At 64.9% G+C, this 19,488-nt stretch carries 18 protein-coding genes; 10 read left to right on the forward strand and 8 right to left on the reverse strand.

Features of this window, described 5'->3' with window-relative positions; genetic code table 11:
* The first annotated feature begins 35 nt into the window (after positions 1 to 35).
* Genes J2X56_RS15990 through J2X56_RS16000 form a run of 3 tightly spaced genes read left to right on the forward strand, consistent with a single transcriptional unit; the run spans position 36 to position 3,209 of the window.
* Complete coding sequence (locus J2X56_RS15990) at positions 36 to 767, forward strand: SDR family oxidoreductase (protein ID WP_121044313.1); 732 nt, start codon at positions 36 to 38, stop codon at positions 765 to 767.
* Between the two features lie 46 nt (positions 768 to 813).
* A complete protein-coding gene (locus tag J2X56_RS15995) occupies positions 814 to 2,469 on the forward strand; it encodes an FGGY-family carbohydrate kinase (protein ID WP_121044310.1) in 1,656 nt (551 codons plus the stop codon).
* Between the two features lie 14 nt (positions 2,470 to 2,483).
* Entirely contained in the window at positions 2,484 to 3,209 is a 726-nt protein-coding gene (locus J2X56_RS16000) for an SDR family oxidoreductase (RefSeq protein WP_134137198.1), read from the forward strand.
* 106 nt (positions 3,210 to 3,315) lie between these two features.
* Here the strand turns inward: J2X56_RS16000 and J2X56_RS16005 are convergent, their stop codons facing one another.
* Positions 3,316 to 3,531 carry a glycine zipper 2TM domain-containing protein gene (locus J2X56_RS16005; RefSeq protein ID WP_006465163.1) on the reverse strand — a complete coding sequence of 72 codons (216 nt, stop codon included), beginning with the start codon at positions 3,529 to 3,531 and terminating at the stop codon, positions 3,316 to 3,318.
* A 250-nt stretch (positions 3,532 to 3,781) separates the two neighbouring features.
* Here J2X56_RS16005 and J2X56_RS16010 point away from each other — a divergent pair, with 250 nt between their 5' ends.
* Both J2X56_RS16010 and J2X56_RS16015 read left to right on the forward strand, forming a co-directional pair.
* Positions 3,782 to 4,861, forward strand: a complete 1,080-nt coding sequence (locus J2X56_RS16010; RefSeq protein ID WP_121044308.1) for an alpha/beta fold hydrolase — start codon at positions 3,782 to 3,784, stop codon at positions 4,859 to 4,861.
* 14 nt (positions 4,862 to 4,875) lie between these two features.
* A complete protein-coding gene (locus J2X56_RS16015; RefSeq protein WP_121044305.1) occupies positions 4,876 to 5,622 on the forward strand; it encodes a hypothetical protein in 747 nt (248 codons plus the stop codon).
* Positions 5,623 to 5,637: 15 nt separating this feature from the next.
* Here the strand turns inward: J2X56_RS16015 and J2X56_RS16020 are convergent, their stop codons facing one another.
* Together J2X56_RS16020 and J2X56_RS16025 are read right to left on the reverse strand one after the other, a co-directional pair.
* Complete coding sequence (locus J2X56_RS16020; RefSeq protein WP_039789058.1) at positions 5,638 to 6,798, reverse strand: GGDEF domain-containing protein; 1,161 nt, start codon at positions 6,796 to 6,798, stop codon at positions 5,638 to 5,640.
* A gap of 173 nt (positions 6,799 to 6,971) precedes the next feature.
* Positions 6,972 to 7,973, reverse strand: coding sequence for an AraC family transcriptional regulator (locus tag J2X56_RS16025; protein WP_310160858.1), 1,002 nt, complete (start codon positions 7,971 to 7,973; stop codon positions 6,972 to 6,974).
* 89 nt (positions 7,974 to 8,062) lie between these two features.
* Between J2X56_RS16025 and J2X56_RS16030 the strand changes: the two genes are divergently transcribed.
* From J2X56_RS16030 to J2X56_RS16045, 4 genes are all read left to right on the forward strand, one after another.
* Positions 8,063 to 9,331: an MFS transporter gene (locus J2X56_RS16030; protein WP_310160860.1), complete on the forward strand. Its 1,269-nt coding sequence runs from the start codon at positions 8,063 to 8,065 to the stop codon at positions 9,329 to 9,331.
* 209 nt (positions 9,332 to 9,540) lie between these two features.
* Positions 9,541 to 10,161: a glutathione S-transferase family protein gene (locus tag J2X56_RS16035; RefSeq protein ID WP_121044296.1), complete on the forward strand. Its 621-nt coding sequence runs from the start codon at positions 9,541 to 9,543 to the stop codon at positions 10,159 to 10,161.
* 62 nt (positions 10,162 to 10,223) lie between these two features.
* Entirely contained in the window at positions 10,224 to 12,287 is a 2,064-nt protein-coding gene (locus J2X56_RS16040) for a pyridoxamine 5'-phosphate oxidase family protein (protein ID WP_121044293.1), read from the forward strand.
* A 92-nt stretch (positions 12,288 to 12,379) separates the two neighbouring features.
* Positions 12,380 to 13,270 carry a LysR family transcriptional regulator gene (locus J2X56_RS16045; RefSeq protein ID WP_121044290.1) on the forward strand — a complete coding sequence of 297 codons (891 nt, stop codon included), beginning with the start codon at positions 12,380 to 12,382 and terminating at the stop codon, positions 13,268 to 13,270.
* Positions 13,271 to 13,282: 12 nt separating this feature from the next.
* Here J2X56_RS16045 and J2X56_RS16050 read toward each other — a convergent pair whose 3' ends face one another.
* On the reverse strand, positions 13,283 to 14,020 hold the full coding sequence (locus tag J2X56_RS16050) for a type 1 glutamine amidotransferase (protein WP_121044287.1): 738 nt from the start codon (positions 14,018 to 14,020) through the stop codon (positions 13,283 to 13,285).
* 263 nt (positions 14,021 to 14,283) lie between these two features.
* Here J2X56_RS16050 and J2X56_RS16055 point away from each other — a divergent pair, with 263 nt between their 5' ends.
* Positions 14,284 to 14,517: a type II toxin-antitoxin system prevent-host-death family antitoxin gene (locus J2X56_RS16055; protein ID WP_310160862.1), complete on the forward strand. Its 234-nt coding sequence runs from the start codon at positions 14,284 to 14,286 to the stop codon at positions 14,515 to 14,517.
* A 111-nt stretch (positions 14,518 to 14,628) separates the two neighbouring features.
* Here the strand turns inward: J2X56_RS16055 and gabD are convergent, their stop codons facing one another.
* From gabD to J2X56_RS16075, 4 genes are all read right to left on the reverse strand, one after another.
* Complete coding sequence (gene gabD / locus J2X56_RS16060; RefSeq protein WP_166675602.1) at positions 14,629 to 16,086, reverse strand: NADP-dependent succinate-semialdehyde dehydrogenase; 1,458 nt, start codon at positions 16,084 to 16,086, stop codon at positions 14,629 to 14,631.
* Positions 16,087 to 16,118: 32 nt separating this feature from the next.
* Positions 16,119 to 16,952: an ABC transporter permease gene (locus J2X56_RS16065; protein WP_034341087.1), complete on the reverse strand. Its 834-nt coding sequence runs from the start codon at positions 16,950 to 16,952 to the stop codon at positions 16,119 to 16,121.
* Positions 16,953 to 16,979: 27 nt separating this feature from the next.
* Complete coding sequence (locus J2X56_RS16070; RefSeq protein ID WP_121044281.1) at positions 16,980 to 18,263, reverse strand: ABC transporter permease; 1,284 nt, start codon at positions 18,261 to 18,263, stop codon at positions 16,980 to 16,982.
* A gap of 83 nt (positions 18,264 to 18,346) precedes the next feature.
* Complete coding sequence (locus J2X56_RS16075; RefSeq protein WP_121044277.1) at positions 18,347 to 19,390, reverse strand: ABC transporter substrate-binding protein; 1,044 nt, start codon at positions 19,388 to 19,390, stop codon at positions 18,347 to 18,349.
* Positions 19,391 to 19,488: the final 98 nt, after the last annotated feature.

Consider the following 19,488-nt stretch of genomic DNA (forward strand, 5'->3'; position numbering starts at 1 on the left):
TTTCATACTTGATTTCATTCACAAGGAGACAGAACATGCCCCAATCTCTCGCAGGCAAGATCGCCGTCATCACCGGTGCCGCCTCCGGCATCGGCCTGGCCACCACCGAAAAACTGCTGGCCAATGGCGTGACCGTGGTGATGGTGGACTGGAATGCCAAGGCCCTGGACGAACTGGCGGCCCGCCTCGGTCCGCAGGCCATCCCGCAGGTCACCAACCTGCTGGACGCCGACAGCTGCGCGGCGATGGTGCCGGAGATCCTGGCCAAGGTAGACCACATCGACATCCTCTATTGCAACGCCGGCACCTACATCGGCGGCGAGCTGGTCGATACCACGCCCGAGGCCATCGACAAGATGCTCAACCTCAACGTCAATGCGGTGATGAAGAACGTGCATGCCGTGGCACCGCACATGATCGCGCGCAAGACCGGCGACATCATCGTCACCTGCTCGGTGGCCGGGCATTTCCCGACTTACTGGGAGCCGGTCTATGCCGGTTCCAAATGGGCCGTCACCTGCTTCGTGCAGACCATGCGGCGCCAGATGATCCCGCATGGCGTGCGCGTCGGACAGGTCTCACCCGGCCCGGTGATCTCGGCGCTGCTGGCCGACTGGCCGGAAGAGAACCTGCGCAAGGCCAAGGAATCGGGCAGCCTGATCGAGCCCTCGGAGGTGGCCGATGCGATCGAGTACATGCTGACCCGCAACCGCAATGTGACCATCCGCGATATGCTCGTGCTCCCCACCAATTTCGATCGCGTGTGAGCAAGACAACGCGGCAGGTGGCCCTTTTCCAAACCAGCGAGGAAAGATGGAGACCTATCTGATCGGCATCGATGTCGGCACCGGCTCGGCCCGGGCCGGCGTATTTGATCGCAGCGGCAAGCTGTGTGGCAGTGCGAAACATGACATCGATCTCTTCCGCGACGAGCGCCGCGCGCGCGTCGAACAATCCAGTGCCCAGATCTGGGATGCGGTATGCCATGCGGTGCGCGGCGCCGTCGCCAGGGCCGGCATCGATCCGGAAAGCGTCACCGGCATCGGTGTGGATGCCACCTGTTCGCTGGTGGTGCAAGGCGCGCCGGCCGGCGTGGGCGATGCCGGCCATCCCGAGCGCGATGTGATCGTGTGGATGGATCACCGTGCGCTGGAGCAGGCGCAGCGCATCAATGCGGGCGCACATGCGGTGCTGTCCTATGTGGGCGGCGTGATTTCGCCGGAGATGGAAACGCCCAAGCTGCTGTGGTTGAAGGAGCATCTGCCGGAGGTCTATGACGGTGCTGCGCAGTTCTTCGATCTCACCGACTTCCTGACCTGGAAGGCGACGGGTTCGCTGCAGCGCTCGTCCTGCACCGTGACCTGCAAGTGGACCTATCTTGCCCATGAAGGGCGCTGGGATGCGGATTACTTCCGCCGCATCGGCCTGGGCGATCTGGCCGAGGAAGGCTTTGCACGCATCGGCCAGGAAGTGGTGTGGCCCGGTACCGCTTTGAATGGCGGCTTGTCGCCCGAGGCTGCGCAGCAATTGCAGTTGCGGCCCGGCATCGCGGTGGCGGCCGGACTGATCGATGCGCATGCGGGTGGCGTCGGCACGGTCGCCGCGCGCGGTGGTGCGGAGGATGCAGCGGCTTGCATGGCCTATGTGTTCGGTACATCGTCCTGCACCATGACCAGCAATGCCGAGGCAGTCTTCGTGCCCGGTGTGTGGGGCCCGTATTACAACGCCATGGCCCCCGGCATGTGGCTCAACGAAGGCGGACAGTCGGCCGCGGGTGCGGCCATCGATCATCTGCTGACGCTGCATCCGGCTACGCCGCAAGCGCGCCAGCTGGCCGCTGCCGAGGGAATGGAATTGCCGCAGTGGTTGGCCGCACGCGCGCTGGCCTCGGTGGCGCAGCCGGCGCAGGCAGTCTGGCTGGCGGGACAGATCAACGTGGTGCCGGAATTCCTCGGCAACCGTTCGCCGCTGGCCGATCCGCAGGCCCGTGCCGTGCTGCTGGGGCTGGGCATGGAACACGACATCGACAGCCTGGTGGCGCTCTACGTCGCCGGCTTGTGCAGCCTGGGGTATGGCCTGCGCCAGATCATCGAAGCGCAGGCGGCATGCGGTGTGCGCATCGCCAGCATTTCGGTCTCGGGCGGCGCGGGTACGCATCCGCTGACGCGCCAGCTGCTGGCCGATGCCACCGGCCTGCCGGTGGAAATCACCGCCTGTCCTGAGCCGGTGCTGCTGGGATCGGCCATGCTGGCGGCGGTCGCAGCGGGCACGCATGCCGATCTGCAGACCGCCATGGCATCCATGTCCAGCGTGGCCGGGCGCAATGCGCCGACAGGGGAGGCCATCGGCCGCCTGCATGAGGCGCGTTACCAGGCCTTTCTCAAGAGCCAGCAACTGGCGCGCGAGGTACGCGACAGCCTGGCCCCGCTGCTGGCGGCGCAGTCCGCGCCGGCCACAGCGTCTCACTGAATGGAGACAAGCAGATGGAATTTTCAGGAACATCGGTCATCATCACCGGGGCCGGCAAAGGCATAGGCCGCGCCTGCGCACGCTTGATGGCGCAGCGCGGTGCCGAGGTGATCGCCTTGTCGCGCACCGCCAGCGACCTGGCCAGCCTGCGCGAAGAAATCGGCTCACGCTCGGTGCAGGTCGACCTGGCCGATCCGGCCGCTGCCCGGCGCGCCATGGAGCAGGCCGGTACTGCGGACTTCCTCATCAACAGCGCCGGCATCAACGTTTTGCAATCCAGTACCGAGATGACCGATGCAGGCTATGAAGCCGTGCTGGGGGTGAACCTGCGCGCGGCCCTCATCACCTGCCAGTCCTTCGCCCGTGCGCGTATCGCGGCCGGTGGCGGCGGGGCCATCGTCAACATCACTTCCATTGCGGGCCATCGCGGCTTTGCCGAGCATCTGTGCTATGCCGCCTCCAAGGCCGGTCTGGAAGGGGCGACGCGGGTGCTGGCCAAGGAACTGGGCGCGCATGGCATCCGCGTCAATGCGGTCGCTCCCACCATCACCCTGACCGAACTGGCCGAGGCAGCCTGGAGCGATCCGGCCAAGTCGGCCCCGATGATGGTGCGCCATCCCTTGCAGCGCTTCGCCTCCGCCGAGGACGTGGCGCGCAGCATCGCCATGCTGCTGTCGGCGGATGCAGCCATGCTGACCGGGGCAGTGGTGCCGGTGGATGGCGGCTTCCTGGCGGTCTAGCGGTGCCTGCCATTACGTGCTTCAGACGCGACAAGGGCGACCCGAAGGCCGCCCTGGCGAAGCTGCTGCGGCCGTCGCCGCGCAAACTTGACGAAACTTGACGGGATCAGCGGCCGATCTGGTGACCGATCACACCGCCCACGGCGGCACCACCAGCCGTACCGATGCCGCTGCCACCGGTGAGGATGGCACCGCCGACGGCACCCACGGTGGCGCCGATGGCCGTGTTCTTGTCGCGGGTGCTCATGTTGCTGCAGCCGGTCATGGCGGTCAGCGCGATGGCAGTGACGGAAATGGCAGCGATCTTGTGAAGTGTTTTCATGATTTTTTCCTGATCGTAAATAAAGACTTGTTCCCGAAGTTTTTTGAATGAGGGTCCGGCTCGCGCATGCTGCCCGAGGGCGCCGTGCTTGCGAGAGCGGGTATGGCAATAGACCAGCTCGATCTCGAAAAGATTCGAGTTGCAACACGTTCTCTTACAGTTGTTACATACTCTGGCCTGCGCCGTACCAGCCCTTGGGAAGAGGGTGAGAGGGCGTGTAATTTTTACAATAATCGGACCAGAGAACCTCATGACTTTGACTTCAAGCCTGCGCCGGGCCGCCCGCCTGTTGCTCACCTCCGCCACGCTGCTGCTGGCGGCCGTTCCGCTGCACGCCGCCGAACCGCCCAAGCCGGTCGAAGGCAGCTGGGTGGCACCGCGCTTCCAGTTCCATAACGGCCAGACCCTGGACAACCTGCGCCTGCACTATGTCACCCTGGGCGAGCGCAGCAACCCCGCGGTACTGGTGCTGCACGGCACCTACCAGAGCGCCGGTGCGATGCTGTCCAAGGATTTCGGCGGCCAGCTCTTTGGCCCAGGCCAGCCGCTGGATGCCAGCAAGTACTTCATCATCATTCCGGACGGCATCGGCGTGGGCAAATCCACCAAGCCTTCGGACGGCCTGCGCGCGGCCTTCCCGCAATACAACTATGACGACATGGTGCTGGCGCAATACCGCATGCTGACCGAAGGCATGGGCATTTCGCATCTGCGCCTGATCATCGGCAATTCCATGGGCGGCATGCAGACCTGGATCTGGGGCGGCACCTATCCCGGCTTTGCCGATGGGCTGGTACCGATGGCCTCGCAGCCGAGCGAAATGGCCAGCCGCAACTGGATGATGCGGCGCATGCTGGTCGAATCCATCAAGCAGGACCCGGCCTGGAACAACGGCAACTACACCACCCAGCCGCCGTCGCTGCGCCTGGCCAACAACATGTTCGTCTTCGCCACCAATGGCGGCACGCTGGCCTACCAGGCCATCGCCGGCACCCATGCCCAGGCCGACAAGCTGGTCGATGAGCGCCTGGCCGCGCCGGTGACGGCGGATGCCAATGACTTCATCTACCAGTGGGGTTCCTCGGCCGACTACAACGCCGCGCCGGGTCTGTCGAAGATCAAGGTGCCGGTGCTGGCCATCAATTCCGCCGACGATGAACGCAACCCGCCCGAGACCGGCATCATGCAGGCCGCACTGAAGGACGTGCCGGGCGCACAGCTGCTGCTGATCCCGGCCAGCGCCGAGACGCGTGGCCATGGCACCACCGGCATGGCGCGCTTCTACGTGCGCGAGCTGACGCAGTTCATCCAGGGCCTGCCCGCCCGCTGACTCCGGAGCCAGTGATGCACAAGCGCAACGGGCGTGCCGGCCTGGTGCTGGCCGTGCTGCTGCTGGCCGCCGGGGTGCGGCCGGCGCAGGCCGGCACCGGCTACTACCTGGTCAGCGTCTATTCCGACCCCGGCCAGTGGACGCTGGATTACAAGTACTGGAACGCCAAGGCCAGCGTCGGCCCGCCGATCGGCTCGCCCGAGCTGGGGATCGCTTATGGCGTCAATTCGCGCTGGTACACCGAGCTGTATGGCGTGACCCAGCAGGATGCCGTGCAGGGCACGCAGATGCTGAGCATGAACTGGCAGAACGATGTCCTGCTCACGCAAGGGGAATATCCCTTCGACCTGGCCATCCACACTGATGTCGGCCAGTATCGCAACAGCCAGCGCGACGGCTATTCACTGGAGTGGGGGCCGGCGCTGCAAACCGAATGGTGGCGCACGCAGTTCAACGCCAACCTGTTCCTGCAGCGGGACTACCGCAGCCAGCAGAACGGGCCGACACAACTGGTCTATCAATGGCAGGTGCGTCAGCACTGGCGGCCCTGGTTCAACTTCGGGCTGCAGGGCTTCGGCGAGTTGGGACGATGGGATCACTGGGCCTCGCGCGATCAGCAGTCGCATCGCGCCGGACCGGCGCTGTTCGGCACGCTGCGCATGGGGCATCAGTTCGTGAAATACGAGGCCGCCTACCTGTTCGGTTCCAATGCCACCCTCAGTGCGCGTACCTTCACCATGCGGCTGCAAGTGGGCTTCTGACAGGCGCTCTGCGCCTTATCCTGCGGTGTAAAGTTCATATCCGCTCTTTCCCCGGTGCTTGACGTGATACATGGCGGCATCGGCCTGCTCCAGCAGGCGTGACAGGTCTTGCCCGTGGCTGGGATAAAGGCTGATGCCGATGCTGGCGCCCAGGACGAATTGCTGGTGCCCGACCTCGATGGGGGCCGCCAGTTTGGCCAGCAGCTTCTTGGCGATTTCCGGGGCCTGGTCCTGGCGTTCCAGCTGGGTGGCGATCACGGTGAATTCATCCCCGCCCAGGCGTGCGCAGATGTCGGTGCTGCGCACCGCTTCCTTGAGCCGCTGCGCCACGCACATGAGCACCTTGTCGCCGACCGCATGGCCGGCCTGGTCGTTGACGGGTTTGAAGTTGTCCAGATCGATGTAATACACCGCCACCAGATGATGCGGACGGGTGGCCAGCAGCAGCGCCTGGTCGAACAGGTTGTTCATGAAATGCTTGTTGTAGAGGCCGGTGAGCGGATCCTTGAAGGCCATTTTGAGGGCCTTGGCCTCGGCCTGGATCAGGCGGCGGTGGAACAGCGCCAGAATGGCCGTGAGCAGGCTCGTGTACTGCAGCGCTACCAGTGCCGTGCCCAGCAGGAAGCCGTAGCGCAGCCAGGGCGGATAGAAGTGTCCGATCAGCCCGCCGCTGGCCCAGTGCAGCGTCAGCGCAATACAGGCCGTGGCCATGCAGCGGCGGATCAGCGGCGGGCAGTCGAGTTTGTCGTGCAGGATCATCCACGACAGGCTGCCCAGCGCGAACACGTTGAAGAGGGCATAGCTGGTGCTCTTGATGAGCGGCAGCGCCAGCTGGTTGTCGGACCACAGCATCCACAGCCCGGCGGCGACTGCCGCCACTCCCACGGCGCGCACCAGCAGCGTTCTCTGCTGCAGATCGAAGAAGCGCACGAAGCCCATCACCAGCAGCACCTTTTCCAGGATGAGGAAACTGCCATACACCGGATTGGCCAGCGCCAGTTCACCCAGCGGCGTGAGATACAGCACCGCCAGCCGGCCCAGCAGGGCACAGCTGATGGCGGCGGCAAACCAGTTGGCACCGGGCGGTGTGCGCGGGATGCGCGCCGCCAGCAGGAACAGCGCGATGAAGACGCAATACACTCCGGCTCCGAAGGCGTGCACGATCTGATAATGCATAGCGTCCCCTTGCGCTTTGCTATCCGCCTGCCCCGGCAGGCTAGTCCCCTCTGGCGATCATAGCCAAGCGGAATGGGCGCGTACAGGGGGAAATGAAGGCTTCTTCACACATCCCTTCAGGCAATATTTCTGCTGCGCAAAATCGGGGTGAAAACGCAGGCCCCGTATGGCTCTCAGGCTAGCCGCGCCGCGCTGGGCGGATGGCCGATGATGCGCTTGAAAGCGCGACTGAACGATGCTTCCGAATCGTAGCCCAGCCGGTTGGCCACCACCGCCACCCGCAAGCCGTCGCGGGCGATCCAGTGGCGCGCCTGGAACATCTTGACGCGGGCCACGTACTTGGCCGGCGTCTCCCCCACCGTGGCCGAAAACTTCTCGATGAAGCTGGAACGGGAGGCCCCCATCAAGGCCGCCAGTTCATTGACCGACCAGTCGCGTTCCGGATGCTGGTGCACCGCCGCCAGCACCCGTCCGACCAGCGGGCAGCGTACTGCGGCGATCCAGCCACTGGCATCGCTGCAGGCACATTCCACCCAGCCACGGATGATGCTGGCGGCCAGCACGTCAGCCAGGCGCGCCAGGATGCCGCAGCCGCCGATGCGGTTGAGCGCCACTTCGCGCTCCATCGCATCGAGCAGGGCCAGCACCGCCGGATCGCGCTGGGCCAGGTCACAGGCGCGCATGGCCTCGGGCATCATCATCAAGAGCGGGTGCAGCGGGTCCAGGTTGAAGCGCAGCGTACCCGAGAACACCACGTGCGTCGGCGGCGCGGGGGCAGCATCGGATCGGGCATGCGCACTGTCATCGACCAGGAACAGATTGTCCGCCACCGCCTTGCGGGCCAGCTTGCCGATCTCCACCGTCGGCAGGGCGCGCGCACTGGCCAGCGCATGCGCCGAGCCGCGCGGCAGCAGTACCGCATCGCCCGCATTGAGCTGCAGCCAGTCGTCCTGGCCGACCTGCATCCAGCAACTGCCTTGGGCGATGAAGTGGAAGGTCGCCTCGCGCCGCGCCGGGAAGGCCACCGCCCAGGGCTCGTGCAGCACGTAGCGCGCGTACTCGACGCCATCGAGCCGCAGGCCCAGCAGGATTTCGGTCAGGGGATCGACGCCCTCGGCGGGACGCTCCTTGGGGGCGCACTCAGTGATTTCCGGGAGATTTGGACGAATAGTCATATCTTTGCGAAATATCGGCATGGAAAGTCCAGACATTTAACCATAGACTGCGCTACCCAGTCATGAAACGTCACAAGAAAGGTTTTCCCATGTCCAACCCCGGCATCATCGAGGCCCCGCTGACCGAGACGGCGGCCCCGGCCAGCGCCTCTGCGGCCCCTGCCCACAAGGCAGCGCAAGACCTCCCGGCCAACTGGAGCGGCATTGCCAGCCTGGCGCTGGGCGTCTTTAGCCTGGTCACCGCTGAATTCCTCCCCGCCAGCCTGCTGACGGCCATCGCCACCGACCTGCACGTCTCCGATGGCGCTGCCGGCCAGGCCGTCACGGCCACCGCCATCGTCGGTGCCGTGGCTGCGCCCAGCATCCCGCTGCTGACCCGCAACATCGATCGCAAGCGTGTGGTGCTGATGCTGACCCTGCTGCTGCTGGTTTCCAATCTCATGGCCGTGCTGGCCCCCAATCTGCCGGTTCTGCTGGTGGCGCGCGTGCTGCTGGGCGTGGCGCTGGGCGGCTTCTGGTCGATGGCGGCGGCGCTGGCCATGCGCCTGGTGCCGGATCACCTGTTCGCCCGGGCCATGTCGCTGATCCTCACCGGGGTCTCGGTGGCGACCGTGTGCGCAGCGCCCATCGGTGCATACATGGGCAACCTGTGGGGCTGGCGCAGCGCCTTCATTGCCGCCGGCGTGGTCAGCCTGGTGGCCTTCGCCATCCAGTGGATCGCGATTCCGCGCCTGCCGCCCAAGGACCATCCCAGCCTCAAGGTGCTGGCCGAACTGCTCGGCCGCAAGGATGTGCGGGTGGCGCTGATGGCGGTGCTGCTGGTGGTGTCCGGGCACTTTGCCGGCTTTACCTACATCCGCCCGCTGATGGAGCAGATCACCCACATGTCGGTGGCGACCATCTCGGCGGTGCTGCTGGGCTATGGCGTGGGCGGCTTCTTCGGCAACTTTGCCGGTGGCTTCATCGCCGAGCGCAGCGAACGCTATGCCATCGTCAGCGGCGGCACGCTCATCGCGCTGCTGGCGGCCTCCCTGTGGGTGGCCGGCAGTTCGCCGGTGGTGGCGGCCATCGCCATCACGCTGTGGGGCTTTGCCTTCGGTGCCTTCCCGGTGGGCTTTCAGACCTGGATCGTGCGCGCCGCGCCGGACCATGCCGAAGGCGCGGGCGGCCTGATGGTGGCGGCGTTCCAGGTGGCCATTGCCAGCGGCGCGATCGGCGGCGGCGTGCTGGTGGACCATGTGGGCGCGCTGGGCGGACCGATCTTCGCCGTCGTCGCCATCAGTCTCGGCACCTTGCTGACCCTGCGCTACGGCCCGCGTGGCGGCGCTGCGCCGGTCGCGGGCAATGCGCATTTCTGAACGGATGCGCCGGATCCCCTGATCCGGCGTCGGCACCTGACGGCTTTCGGCTCTTGCCGGAAGCCGTTTTCATTTCCGCCGCATTATTCCTCCCTGTGCAATAAAGAAGTGCCGACGGTACGGATTCTCTTCATCCGCGCTTGGCTCCACACTGGCATCACGGTCAAGGAACACCTTCCTGACCGAGCCAACCTACCAGGAGCCATGTCATGAAGATCCATCATTTCCCATTGTCCGGCCACGCCCATCGTGCCGTCCTGTTCGCTTCCCTCCTGGGCCTGCAGGCCGAGCTGATCGAAGTCAACCTGGCCGCTGGCGCCCACAAGCAGCCGGCCTTCCTCGCCCTGAATCCCTTCGGCCAGGTGCCGGTGCTGGAAGATGGGGATGTCGTTATCGCCGACTCCAACGCCATCCTGGTTTACCTGGCCAAGAAGGCGGGCCGCCCCGACTGGCTGCCCGAGGATGCCCAGGGTGCCGCCAACGTGCAGCGCTGGCTGTCGGTGGCCGCTGGTGAGCTGGCCTATGGTCCGGCTGCCGCACGCCTCATTACCGTGTTCGGCGCCCGTTTCAATCCGGAAGAAGTGATCCAGCGCGCCCACCTGCTGCTGGGTCGCATGGAACAGCATCTGGCAAACCGCGCATGGCTGGCCGCCGATCACCCGACCATCGCCGATGTGGCTGTCTACAGCTACCTGGTGGCGGCACCCGAAGGCAATGTCGACCTGAGCGGCTACCCGTCGGTGCTGCGCCTGCTGCAAGGGATCGAGGCACTGCCGGGCTTTGTGCCCTTCCCGAGGACGGCTGCGGGTCTGCGCGCGGCGCAGGCCTGAGTTTTCCAATAGTCACGTCATCCCGCGCCGCGTGTTTGCAGTTTCTTTTCGAGAGGTCCGCCATGAGTGCATCCCCCAAGTCCCCCGTCTGGCATGCCGGCGAGAAGCAGCTGCAAGCGCAACTCGGCGTGGCCGACAAGATGGAATCCGTAGGCCAGCGCGTGATACGCGACTTCATGCCCGAGCAGCACCGCGATTTCTACGGCCAGTTGCCCTTCATCGTGCTGGGCAGTGTCGATCCGTCGGGCGATGCGTGGGCGACGTTCCTTGAAGGCCATCCCGGCTTCCTGGCCTCGCCTGCGCCGACCCAGCTGGACATGCACGCCCATCCCGCGCCCGAAGACCCGGCCGCCGCTGGCATGGCCGCAGGGGCGCCGGTCGGCCTGCTCGGCATCGAGATGCACACGCGCCGCCGCAATCGCATGAATGGTGTGCTCGCACCGCTGGCCGACGGATGGCGCGTGCAGGTGGACCAGAGCTTCGGCAATTGCCCGCGCTACATCCAGCTGCGCGACTATTCCTTTGCCCGTGAGCCGGCCGAAGCGCACACCGGGCAGGGCGAGACGCTGTCCGCACTGGACGCACCGGCCCTGGCCTTGATCGCCGGCGCCGATGCCTTCTTCGTGGCCACCTATGCCGACCTGGAAGGGCGGCGCCAGGTGGATGTCTCCCATCGGGGCGGCAAGCCGGGGTTCGTCCGGGTCGATGCAGAGTGCGTGCTGACCGTGCCGGACTTCAACGGCAACCTGTTCTTTTCGACCCTGGGCAACATCGTGCTCAACGGCCGTGCGGGTTTGCTTTTTGTGGACTATGCCTCGGGCGATGTCTTGCAGATGACCGGGCAGGCCGAGGTGATCCTCGATTCCCCCGAGATCGCCGCCTTCGAGGGCGCCGAGCGCCTGTGGACTTTCCGTCCGCAGCGCATCGTGCGCCGCCGTGCGGCGCTGGCCTTGCGCTGGGCCTTCCAGGCGCAAGCCTTTTCGCCCTATGCGCTGATGACGGGGGACTGGCAGCAAGCCGCCGAGCGCCTGCGCGCCCAATCCCTGGCGGGCCAGTGGCGCAGCCTGAAGGTGGCGCGCATCGTGCAGGAAAGCGAGACCATCCGCTCCTTCCACCTGGTGGCCGACGATGGCGCCGGGCTGCTGCCGGCGTTGCCTGGCCAGCACCTGCCGATCCGGGTGCGTACCGAGGCCGGGGCCGCGCCTTTGATCCGCACCTACACCCTGTCGTCGGCACCGCATGAGGGGCATTACCGCATCAGCGTCAAGCGCGAGGGCGTGGTATCACAGTACCTGCATGCGCAGCTGCGCGAGGGCGACCGCATCGAGGCGCGTGCCCCGGCGGGAGACTTCACGCTCGATACCGCCACGGACAGACCGGTGGTGCTGCTGGCCGGTGGCGTGGGCATTACGCCGATGATGGCCATGCTGCGCCATATCGTTCAGGAAGGAGTGCGCCGCCAGCGCATGCGCCCGGCCATCTTGTTTCATGCCGCACGCACGCTGGGCGAGCGCGCTTTCGACGCCGAGCTGGCCGAGCTGGTGGCGGCCTCGCGCGGTGCGGTGAGACTGGTTCGCGTACTCAGTGACACCACCGGCGCGCGTGAGGGCGACGCGTTCGATGCCGCCGGCCGTATCGACATGAACCTGCTCTCGCGCAGCCTGCCGTTTGGCGATTACGAGTTCTACCTGTGCGGTCCGGGCGGCTTCATGCAGGGGCTCTACGACGGCTTGCGCGGCTTCGGCATCAGCGATGAGCGCATCCATGCCGAAGCCTTTGGTCCGGCCTCGCTCGCCCGCACCGGCAACACCGTCGCGGCGGCAGTGCCGCTGGCACCGGTGGCGGACACGGCTGTCCCGGTGATCTTCATGGAAAGCCTCAAGGAAGCCCGCTGGACGCCGGATTCCGGCAGCTTGCTGGAGCTGGCCGAAGCACGCGGCCTGTCGCCGGAGTTCAGTTGCCGCGAAGGCCACTGCGGCAGCTGCCGCACCCGCTTACTGGCCGGGGAAGTGACTTACCTGAAGCCGCCGCAGGCCAGCGTGGGCGAAGGCGAAGTGCTGCTGTGCTGTGCGCGCCCGGCCAAGCCCTCCGGAACCGATGCACCGCGCCTGGAACTGGCGCTGTGAGGGTGATATGAAGGCCTTGGCAAGTCCTCCGTCCTGATGCCGCTGAAGAGGGCATAATGCGACCTTCTCCGACAGGCAGGGAAGGAAGGCTCATGGACCGATGGCTGGCAATGCGAATCTTCGTGCAAGTGGCCGAGACCGCCAGTTTCGCCAAGGCGGCGAGGCAGATGCAGTTGAGTGCGCCGGTGGTCACCCGCACCGTGGCGGGGCTGGAAGAACTGGTCGGTGCACGGCTGCTGGTACGCACCACGCGTTCGGTCAAGACCACTGAAGCCGGGGCGCGCTATCTGGAAGACTGCCGTCGCATCCTCGCTGAAATCGCCGAAGCCGAAGCGGCTGCGGCCGGCCATTACGACCAGCCCTCGGGCACGCTGTCGGTGACGGCGGCCTTGCTGTTCGGACAGTTGCATGTGCTGCCCATCGTTACCGAATATCTCGATCTCTATCCGGGCATGCGGGCGCGCACTTTCTTCGTGGATCGGCCGGTCAACATCGTGGAAGAGGGCATGGATGTGGCGGTGCGCATCGGCCATCTGCCTGATTCGGGATTCACGGCCATCCAGGTCGGTTCGGTCAGCCGCGTGATCTGTGCCTCGCCCGACTATCTGCGCCAGCATGGCACGCCGGCTGCACCCGCCGATCTCAAGCAGCATCGCATCGTCACGTCCACCAGCGCCTGGGCTTCGCCGGAGTGGCGCTTTGCCGACGGCCAGCGCGTGGTGGTCGATGCGGCGCTGCAGACCAATACCAATGAAGCCGCCATCAGTACCGCCCGCCAGGGCTGGGGATTGACGCGCGTGCTGGCCTATCAGGTGGCGGCCGACTTGCAGGCCGGGCGCTTGCAGCGGGTCATGCGCGAGTTCGAAGAGCCGCCGCTGCCGATCCACGTGCTCTATCCGGAAGGGCGGCGCTCACCGGCCAAGGTGCGCGCCTTCATCGACCTGGCGGTGAGCCGCCTGCGGGCGCATCCTGCGTTCCACTGAGCGCAGCCGGGTTCATCCGTAATACGCAGGGTTGCGTACCGAAATACGCAGGGGGCGGTCCAACTGTCGCGTCCACGCTGCGTAGGTCTGGTCAGCGACCAGGCGCAGGGCGGCGATGCGTTCGGGCAGATGATCGAGGATCTGTGCCTGGCTTTGCGCAGCCGGGCCGTGTGCGCACAGCAGTTCGTCGCGTCCGGCCGCACACCAGTTGCGCACGCTCTCTTCGGTCACTTCCAGATGGCCCTGGAAACCCCATTGCTTGCCGCGCATGAATCCCTTGTTGAGGCAATGGCTGCCATACATGGTGCGCACCGCGCCGGTGGGAATTTCAAAGGTGTCGTAATGCCAGTTGAAGATGGTGACCTGGCGTGCCAGTCCCATGCGCTGCTGTGCTGGCGGCGTGACCCAGACCGGGCTCCAGCCGATGTTGGCGCAGAGGTTGCGGCTGACCTGCGCCCCCATGGCACGGGCCAGCAGCTGGGCACCGAAGCAGTGGCCCAGCACCGGCACGTCGCGGGCCAGGGCATCTTGCAGGAGGGCGTGTTCGGCATGGATCCAGGGCAGGTCTTCATTGACGCTGTGGTCGCTGCCCAGCGTGACGATGCCGGAAAACTGGCTGGCATCGCGCGGGGCATCGCCTTCTGCGGCGGGATGGAACAGGCGATAGGGCAGGGCGTGTTGTTCCAGATGATCCAGCAGGACACCGGGGCCCTGGGTGCTTTCATGCTGGAGGATGGCGATCGGTCTCATAAACGGGGGACGGGCTTGGGCCGGTCCGTAGTGGAGGAGACGTCAATGTAGGATGGGTGGCGTAAACGGCGGGTTGTATTTTTAATTGGGGGCGTAAACATCCTGTAAAGCCGCTGACCTGATCAAGGACGGGCAGGCCACACGGGAGCACTCATCGTGAAGAACGATGGTGTCGTTAAAATGACTTGTATGCGTAGTCATTTCGTTGCATGGTGTGAAAAGTTTTTGATCCAGGCCGTCGTCGTTTCATGAAGAGGTGATCCATGCAAGGCAACCCAGTATCCAAGACGGAATTCAAGGCCAAGGCGCTGGAATATTTCCGCCAGGTGGAAGCCTCCGGGGAAAGCGTAGTGGTGACCGACCACGGCAAGCCCACCGTGGAAGTCCGTCCGTTTCGGGCAGCCGAGCGTGCGCCGCTGATTATCCTGGCGGGCTCGGTATTACGTTACGAAGACCCTACTGAGCCGCTCGATGTGGTGTGGGAGGCGGGCCAATGATCGTTCTCGATACGCATGCCAAAGTTCGCGCCTACCCGCACGTCAAGACCATCTCGCAAAAAGGCCGCCATGATGGCGGCCTTCGACATGTGTGCCATGCAGCGGACGCTCTTAGATCCCCCCCATACACAAATACTTCACGACCAGGTAATCATCAATCCCGAAGTGCGACCCTTCGCGCCCCAGTCCCGACTGCTTGACGCCGCCGAACGGCGCGACCTCATTGGAGATCAGCCCGGTATTGATGCCCACCATGCCCGACTCCAGCCCTTCTGCCACACGCCAGATGCGGCCGATGTCGCGTGAATAGAAATAGCTGGCCAGCCCGAATTCGGTATCGTTGGCCAGGGCCACCGCTTCCTCATCGGTCTTGAAACGGAACAGCGGCGCCATCGGACCAAAGGTCTCTTCGCGGGCCACCTGCATGGCCGGTGTCACATCGGCCAGCACGGTCGGCTCGAAGAAGCTGTGGCCCAGCGCATGGCGCTTGCCGCCCAGCAGCACGCGGGCTCCCTTGCTGACCGCATCGGCGATATGCTGCTCCACCTTCTTGACGGCCTGCTCGTTGATCAGCGGACCTTGCGTCACACCGTTCTCCATGCCATCACCGACCTTCAGTTTCTTGACCGCTTCCACCAGCTTGGCAGCAAAGGCGTCATACACCCCATCCTGCACGTAGAGCCGGTTGGCGCACACGCAGGTCTGGCCGGCATTGCGGTACTTGGAGGCAATCGCACCTTCCACGGCGGCATCCAGGTCGGCATCGTCAAAGACGATGAAGGGCGCATTGCCGCCCAGTTCCAGCGAGAGTTTCTTGATGCTGGATGCACTCTGTTCCATCAGCAGCTTGCCCACGCCCGTGGAACCGGTGAAGCTGATCTTGCGCACGATGGGGTTGGAGGTCATCTCGCCGCCGATGTCCTTGGCACTGCCGGTGACCACGCTGAACACGCCGGCCGGAATGCCGGCGCGTTCGGCCAGCACGGCCAGCGCCAGTGCCGAGAAGGGCGTGGCTTCAGCGGGTTTCAAGACCATCGGGCAGCCGGCGGCGAGCGCCGGACCGGCCTTGCGGGTAATCATTGCAGCGGGGAAATTCCACGGCGTGATCGCCGCGCAGACGCCGATGGCTTCCTTGATGACCACGATGCGGTTCGACGGCGAGGGCGAAGGAATGGTGTCGCCATAGGTACGCTTGCCTTCCTCGGCAAACCATTCGATGAAGGAAGCGGCATAGCCGATCTCGCCCTTGGCCTCGGCCAGCGGCTTGCCCTGCTCGGCCGTCATGATCAGCGCCAGGTCGTCGGCATTGGCCATCATCAGCTCATACCAGCGGCGCAGGATGACGCTGCGTTCCTTGGCGGTCTTCTTCTTCCACGCTGGCCAGGCGGCGTTGGCGGCTTCGATGGCGCGGCGGGTCTCGGCCGCACCCATCATGGGCACGCTGCCCAGCAGGCTGCCGTTGGCCGGGTTGTAGACCTCGTGCTTGCCAGCGTGGTCGGCATCGCACCACTGGCCGTTGAGATAGGCCTGCTGGCGCAGCAGGGAAGGATCTTTGAGTTGTTGCAGCATGTCGGGTCTCCGTAAAAGTGGGGGGAGCAGGCTCAGAAGCGCGCGGCCGCCTTGTTGCGCCCGCGCAGCCATTCCAGGGCCAGCAGCAGGCAGGTCGAAAACAGAATCAGGATCGTCGCCAGGGCGGCGATGGTCGGGCTGATGTTGTCCTTGATGCCGGCAAACATCTGGCGCGGCAAGGTGGCTTGCTCAGGCCCGGCCACGAACAAGGTCAGAACCACTTCGTCGAAAGAAGTTGCAAAAGCGAACAAAGCCCCCGAGATCAGCCCCGGCGCGATCACCGGCAAGGTGATGCGGAAGAAAGTGCGCAGCGGACTGGCCCCCAGGCTCAGGCTGGCCCGCACCAGGTTGTGATTGAAGCCCTGCAGTGTGGCCAGCACCGTCGTGACCACGAAAGGCGCACCCAGCGCGGCATGCGCCAGGATCAGGCCGAGGTAGCTGTCGGACAGGCCAATGCGGGCAAAGAACAGATACACCCCCACGCCGACCACCACCACCGGCACGATCATGGGCGAGATCAGGATCGCCATCAGGATGCCCTTGCCGCGAAAGTCCGACTTGTTCAGTCCGACGGCGGCCAGCGTGCCCAGTACGGTCGCGATGACGGTGGCCGCCGGTGCGACGATGAAACTGTTCTTGGCGGCACGCACCCATTCATCGGAGCTGAACAGGTTCTCGTACCAGCGCAGCGAGAAGCCCTTGATGGGATACATCAGGAAACTGCTGTCAGAGAACGACAGCGGGATCATCACCAGGATGGGCGAGAGCAGGAACAGCAGCACCAGCAGGTTGAAGCCGCGCGAGGCAAAGAACCAGGCGCGTTCCACCAGCGAGGTGTAGGGCGGGAAGAGAGGCGGTTTGTTCATGGCGTACTCCTTGGATTCTTCAATGGCTCAGCTGATGCCCACATCGACCTTGGCAAAGCGGCGATAGACGCCATACAGCACCAGGGTCGCCGCCAGCAGCAGGGCACCCAGCGCGCAGGCCATGCCCCAGTTGATGGTGGTGTTGATGAAGTAGGCGATGAAGTAGCTCACCATCTGTTCATTCGGTCCGCCCAGCAGCGCCGGGGTGATGTAGTAGCCGCCGGCCATGATGAAGACCAGCAGCACGCCCGCACCGATGCCCGGATAAGTCTGCGGCACATACACGCGCCAGAAGGCGGCGAAGGGATGGCTGCCCAGCGAGACGGCGGCCTTCAGGTAAGTGGGCGGCACCGATTTCATGACGCTGTAGAGCGGCAGGATCATGAAGGGCAGGAGGATGTGCGTCATCGAGATATAGACCCCGACGCGATTGAATACCAGCTCCAGCGGCGACTGCGTGAGACCGGCCAGCATCAGCGCCTTGTTCACCAGTCCTTCGGATTGCAGCAGCACGATCCACGCGGCCACGCGCACCAGGATCGAGGTCCAGAAGGGAATCAGCACCAGGATCATCAACAGGTTGGCGCGGCGCTCCTGCATGGTGGAGAGCCAGTAGGCCAGCGGATAGGCCAGCAGCAGGGTGATGAGGGTGACCACTGCGCTCATCCACAGCGTGCGGCCGAAGATGGTGCGGTAGATCGCCGATTCAGGGGCGGCCGCTTCGATGTCGCCGAAGACGTTCTGGCGCAGGTCCAGCGAGGCCAGCAGATAGTAGGGGGAATAGACCGAGCCGTTCTGGGCGATCACGCGCCACACGTCCGGCTGGCCCCATTGTGCATTGAGGGCGATGATGGCCTCGCGCGCGGCGGCGGGGCTCAAGGCTTTGCCATCGGCATCGCGCAGCGGCATGGCACGCGCAGTGCCCATCACCAGCGAGCGCGAACCGGACAATTCGATATTGAGACGGCGCGCCAGGTTGCCGGCGGTGGTGTCTTCCTTGGCGCGGGCCAGATCTTCCGCGAGGGCTGAAAACGCCTGATCGGGCAGAGCCGATTTGCGATCCCACTTCGACAGTACCGCCACGGTCTGCGGCAGGGTAGCGGCCACTTCCGGATTCTCGATGGCGCGCTGCAGGAGGGCCACGATGGGGGCCACGAAGGTCAGCAGCAGGAAGATCGCCAGCGGTGCGATCAGGGCCAGCGCACCCAGGCGCTTGCGGGTCTGGGCGGCGCGCAGTTCGCGCTTGAGTTGCTGCGGATCAGGTTCGGCCAGGGGCATGGCGGCGGCGGAGCGGGTGGCGATGGTGGTCATGTCTCGGGTGTCCGGTGGCAGCGGAATTCAAGGCAGCGATCCCGCCGGTGAAGGCGGGATCGCTGTCGTTACGGCGTGCAGGCTTACTTGGCGATCCAGGCAGCGAAGCGCTGTTCCAGCTCTTCACCGTGGTCGGTCCAGAACTGCAGGCTCAGCTGCACCGCATCCTTGGCATTGGCCGGCGAGGTCGGCAGGTTGCCCAGGGTCTTGGCATCCAGTAGCTTCAAGGCAGCCTTGTTGACCGGGCCGTAGGCGATGTTGTTGGCGTAGACCTTCTGGTTCTCCGGCTGGCTGACGAAGTTGATGAACTTCTCGGCCAGTGCCTTGTTCGGCGAACCCTTCGGGATCACCCAGTAATCCAGGGTGTAGACGCTGCCGGCCCACACCACCTTCAGGTTCTTGCCTTCGCGCTGGGCGGCATCGATGCGGCCGTTGTAGGCGTTGGCCATGACCACGTCACCCGAGGCCAGGAACTGCGCCGGCAGGGCACCGGCATCCCACCACTGGATGTTGGGTTTCAGTTGATCCAGCTTCTTGAAGGCGCGATCCACGCCTTCCTTGGTGGCCAGGACCTTGTAGACATCCTTGGTCGGCACGCCGTCGGCCATGAGCGCGAACTCCAGGTTGTACTGAGCGCTCTTCTTCATGCCGCGCTTGCCGGGATACTTCTTGGTGTCCCAGAAATCGGCCCAGCCGGTCGGTGCGGTCTTGAGCTTGTCGGCGTTGTAGGCCAGCACGGTGGACCAGACGAAGGCACCCATGCCGCATTCGCTGACCGTGGCTTCGGGGATGTAGTCATCCTTCTTGATGGTCTTGGCCAGGTCGAGCTTCTCGATCAAGCCATCATCACAGGCGCGGGTCAGGTCGCCGCCGTCGATTTCCACCACGTCCCAGCTGACCTTCCTGGTCTCGACCATGGCCTTGACCTTGGCCAGTTCGCCGTTGAATTCGGCGGTCACGACCTTGGTGCCGGTGCTCTTCTGGAAGGGCTCGACGTAGGCCACCTTCTGGGCGTTGCCATTGGCACCGCCGAAATTGACCAGGGTCAGTTCCGCGGCGGAAGCCGCGCCGGAAAACAGCAGGCCCAGGAAGAGCGGGGACAGCAGGGCAGGTGTCAGGCGTTTCATTGTTGTTCCTCGTTGGTTATCGTGCGTGTTGACTGTGTTGAACTAAGGTAGAGCCGAGCGGCAATCTGAGTTGCCTCGCTCATCAAGCGGTACTGCAT

It is taken from the genome of Herbaspirillum sp. 1173, from assembly GCF_031455335.1.
GTDB classification, from domain to species: domain Bacteria; phylum Pseudomonadota; class Gammaproteobacteria; order Burkholderiales; family Burkholderiaceae_D; genus Herbaspirillum; species Herbaspirillum huttiense.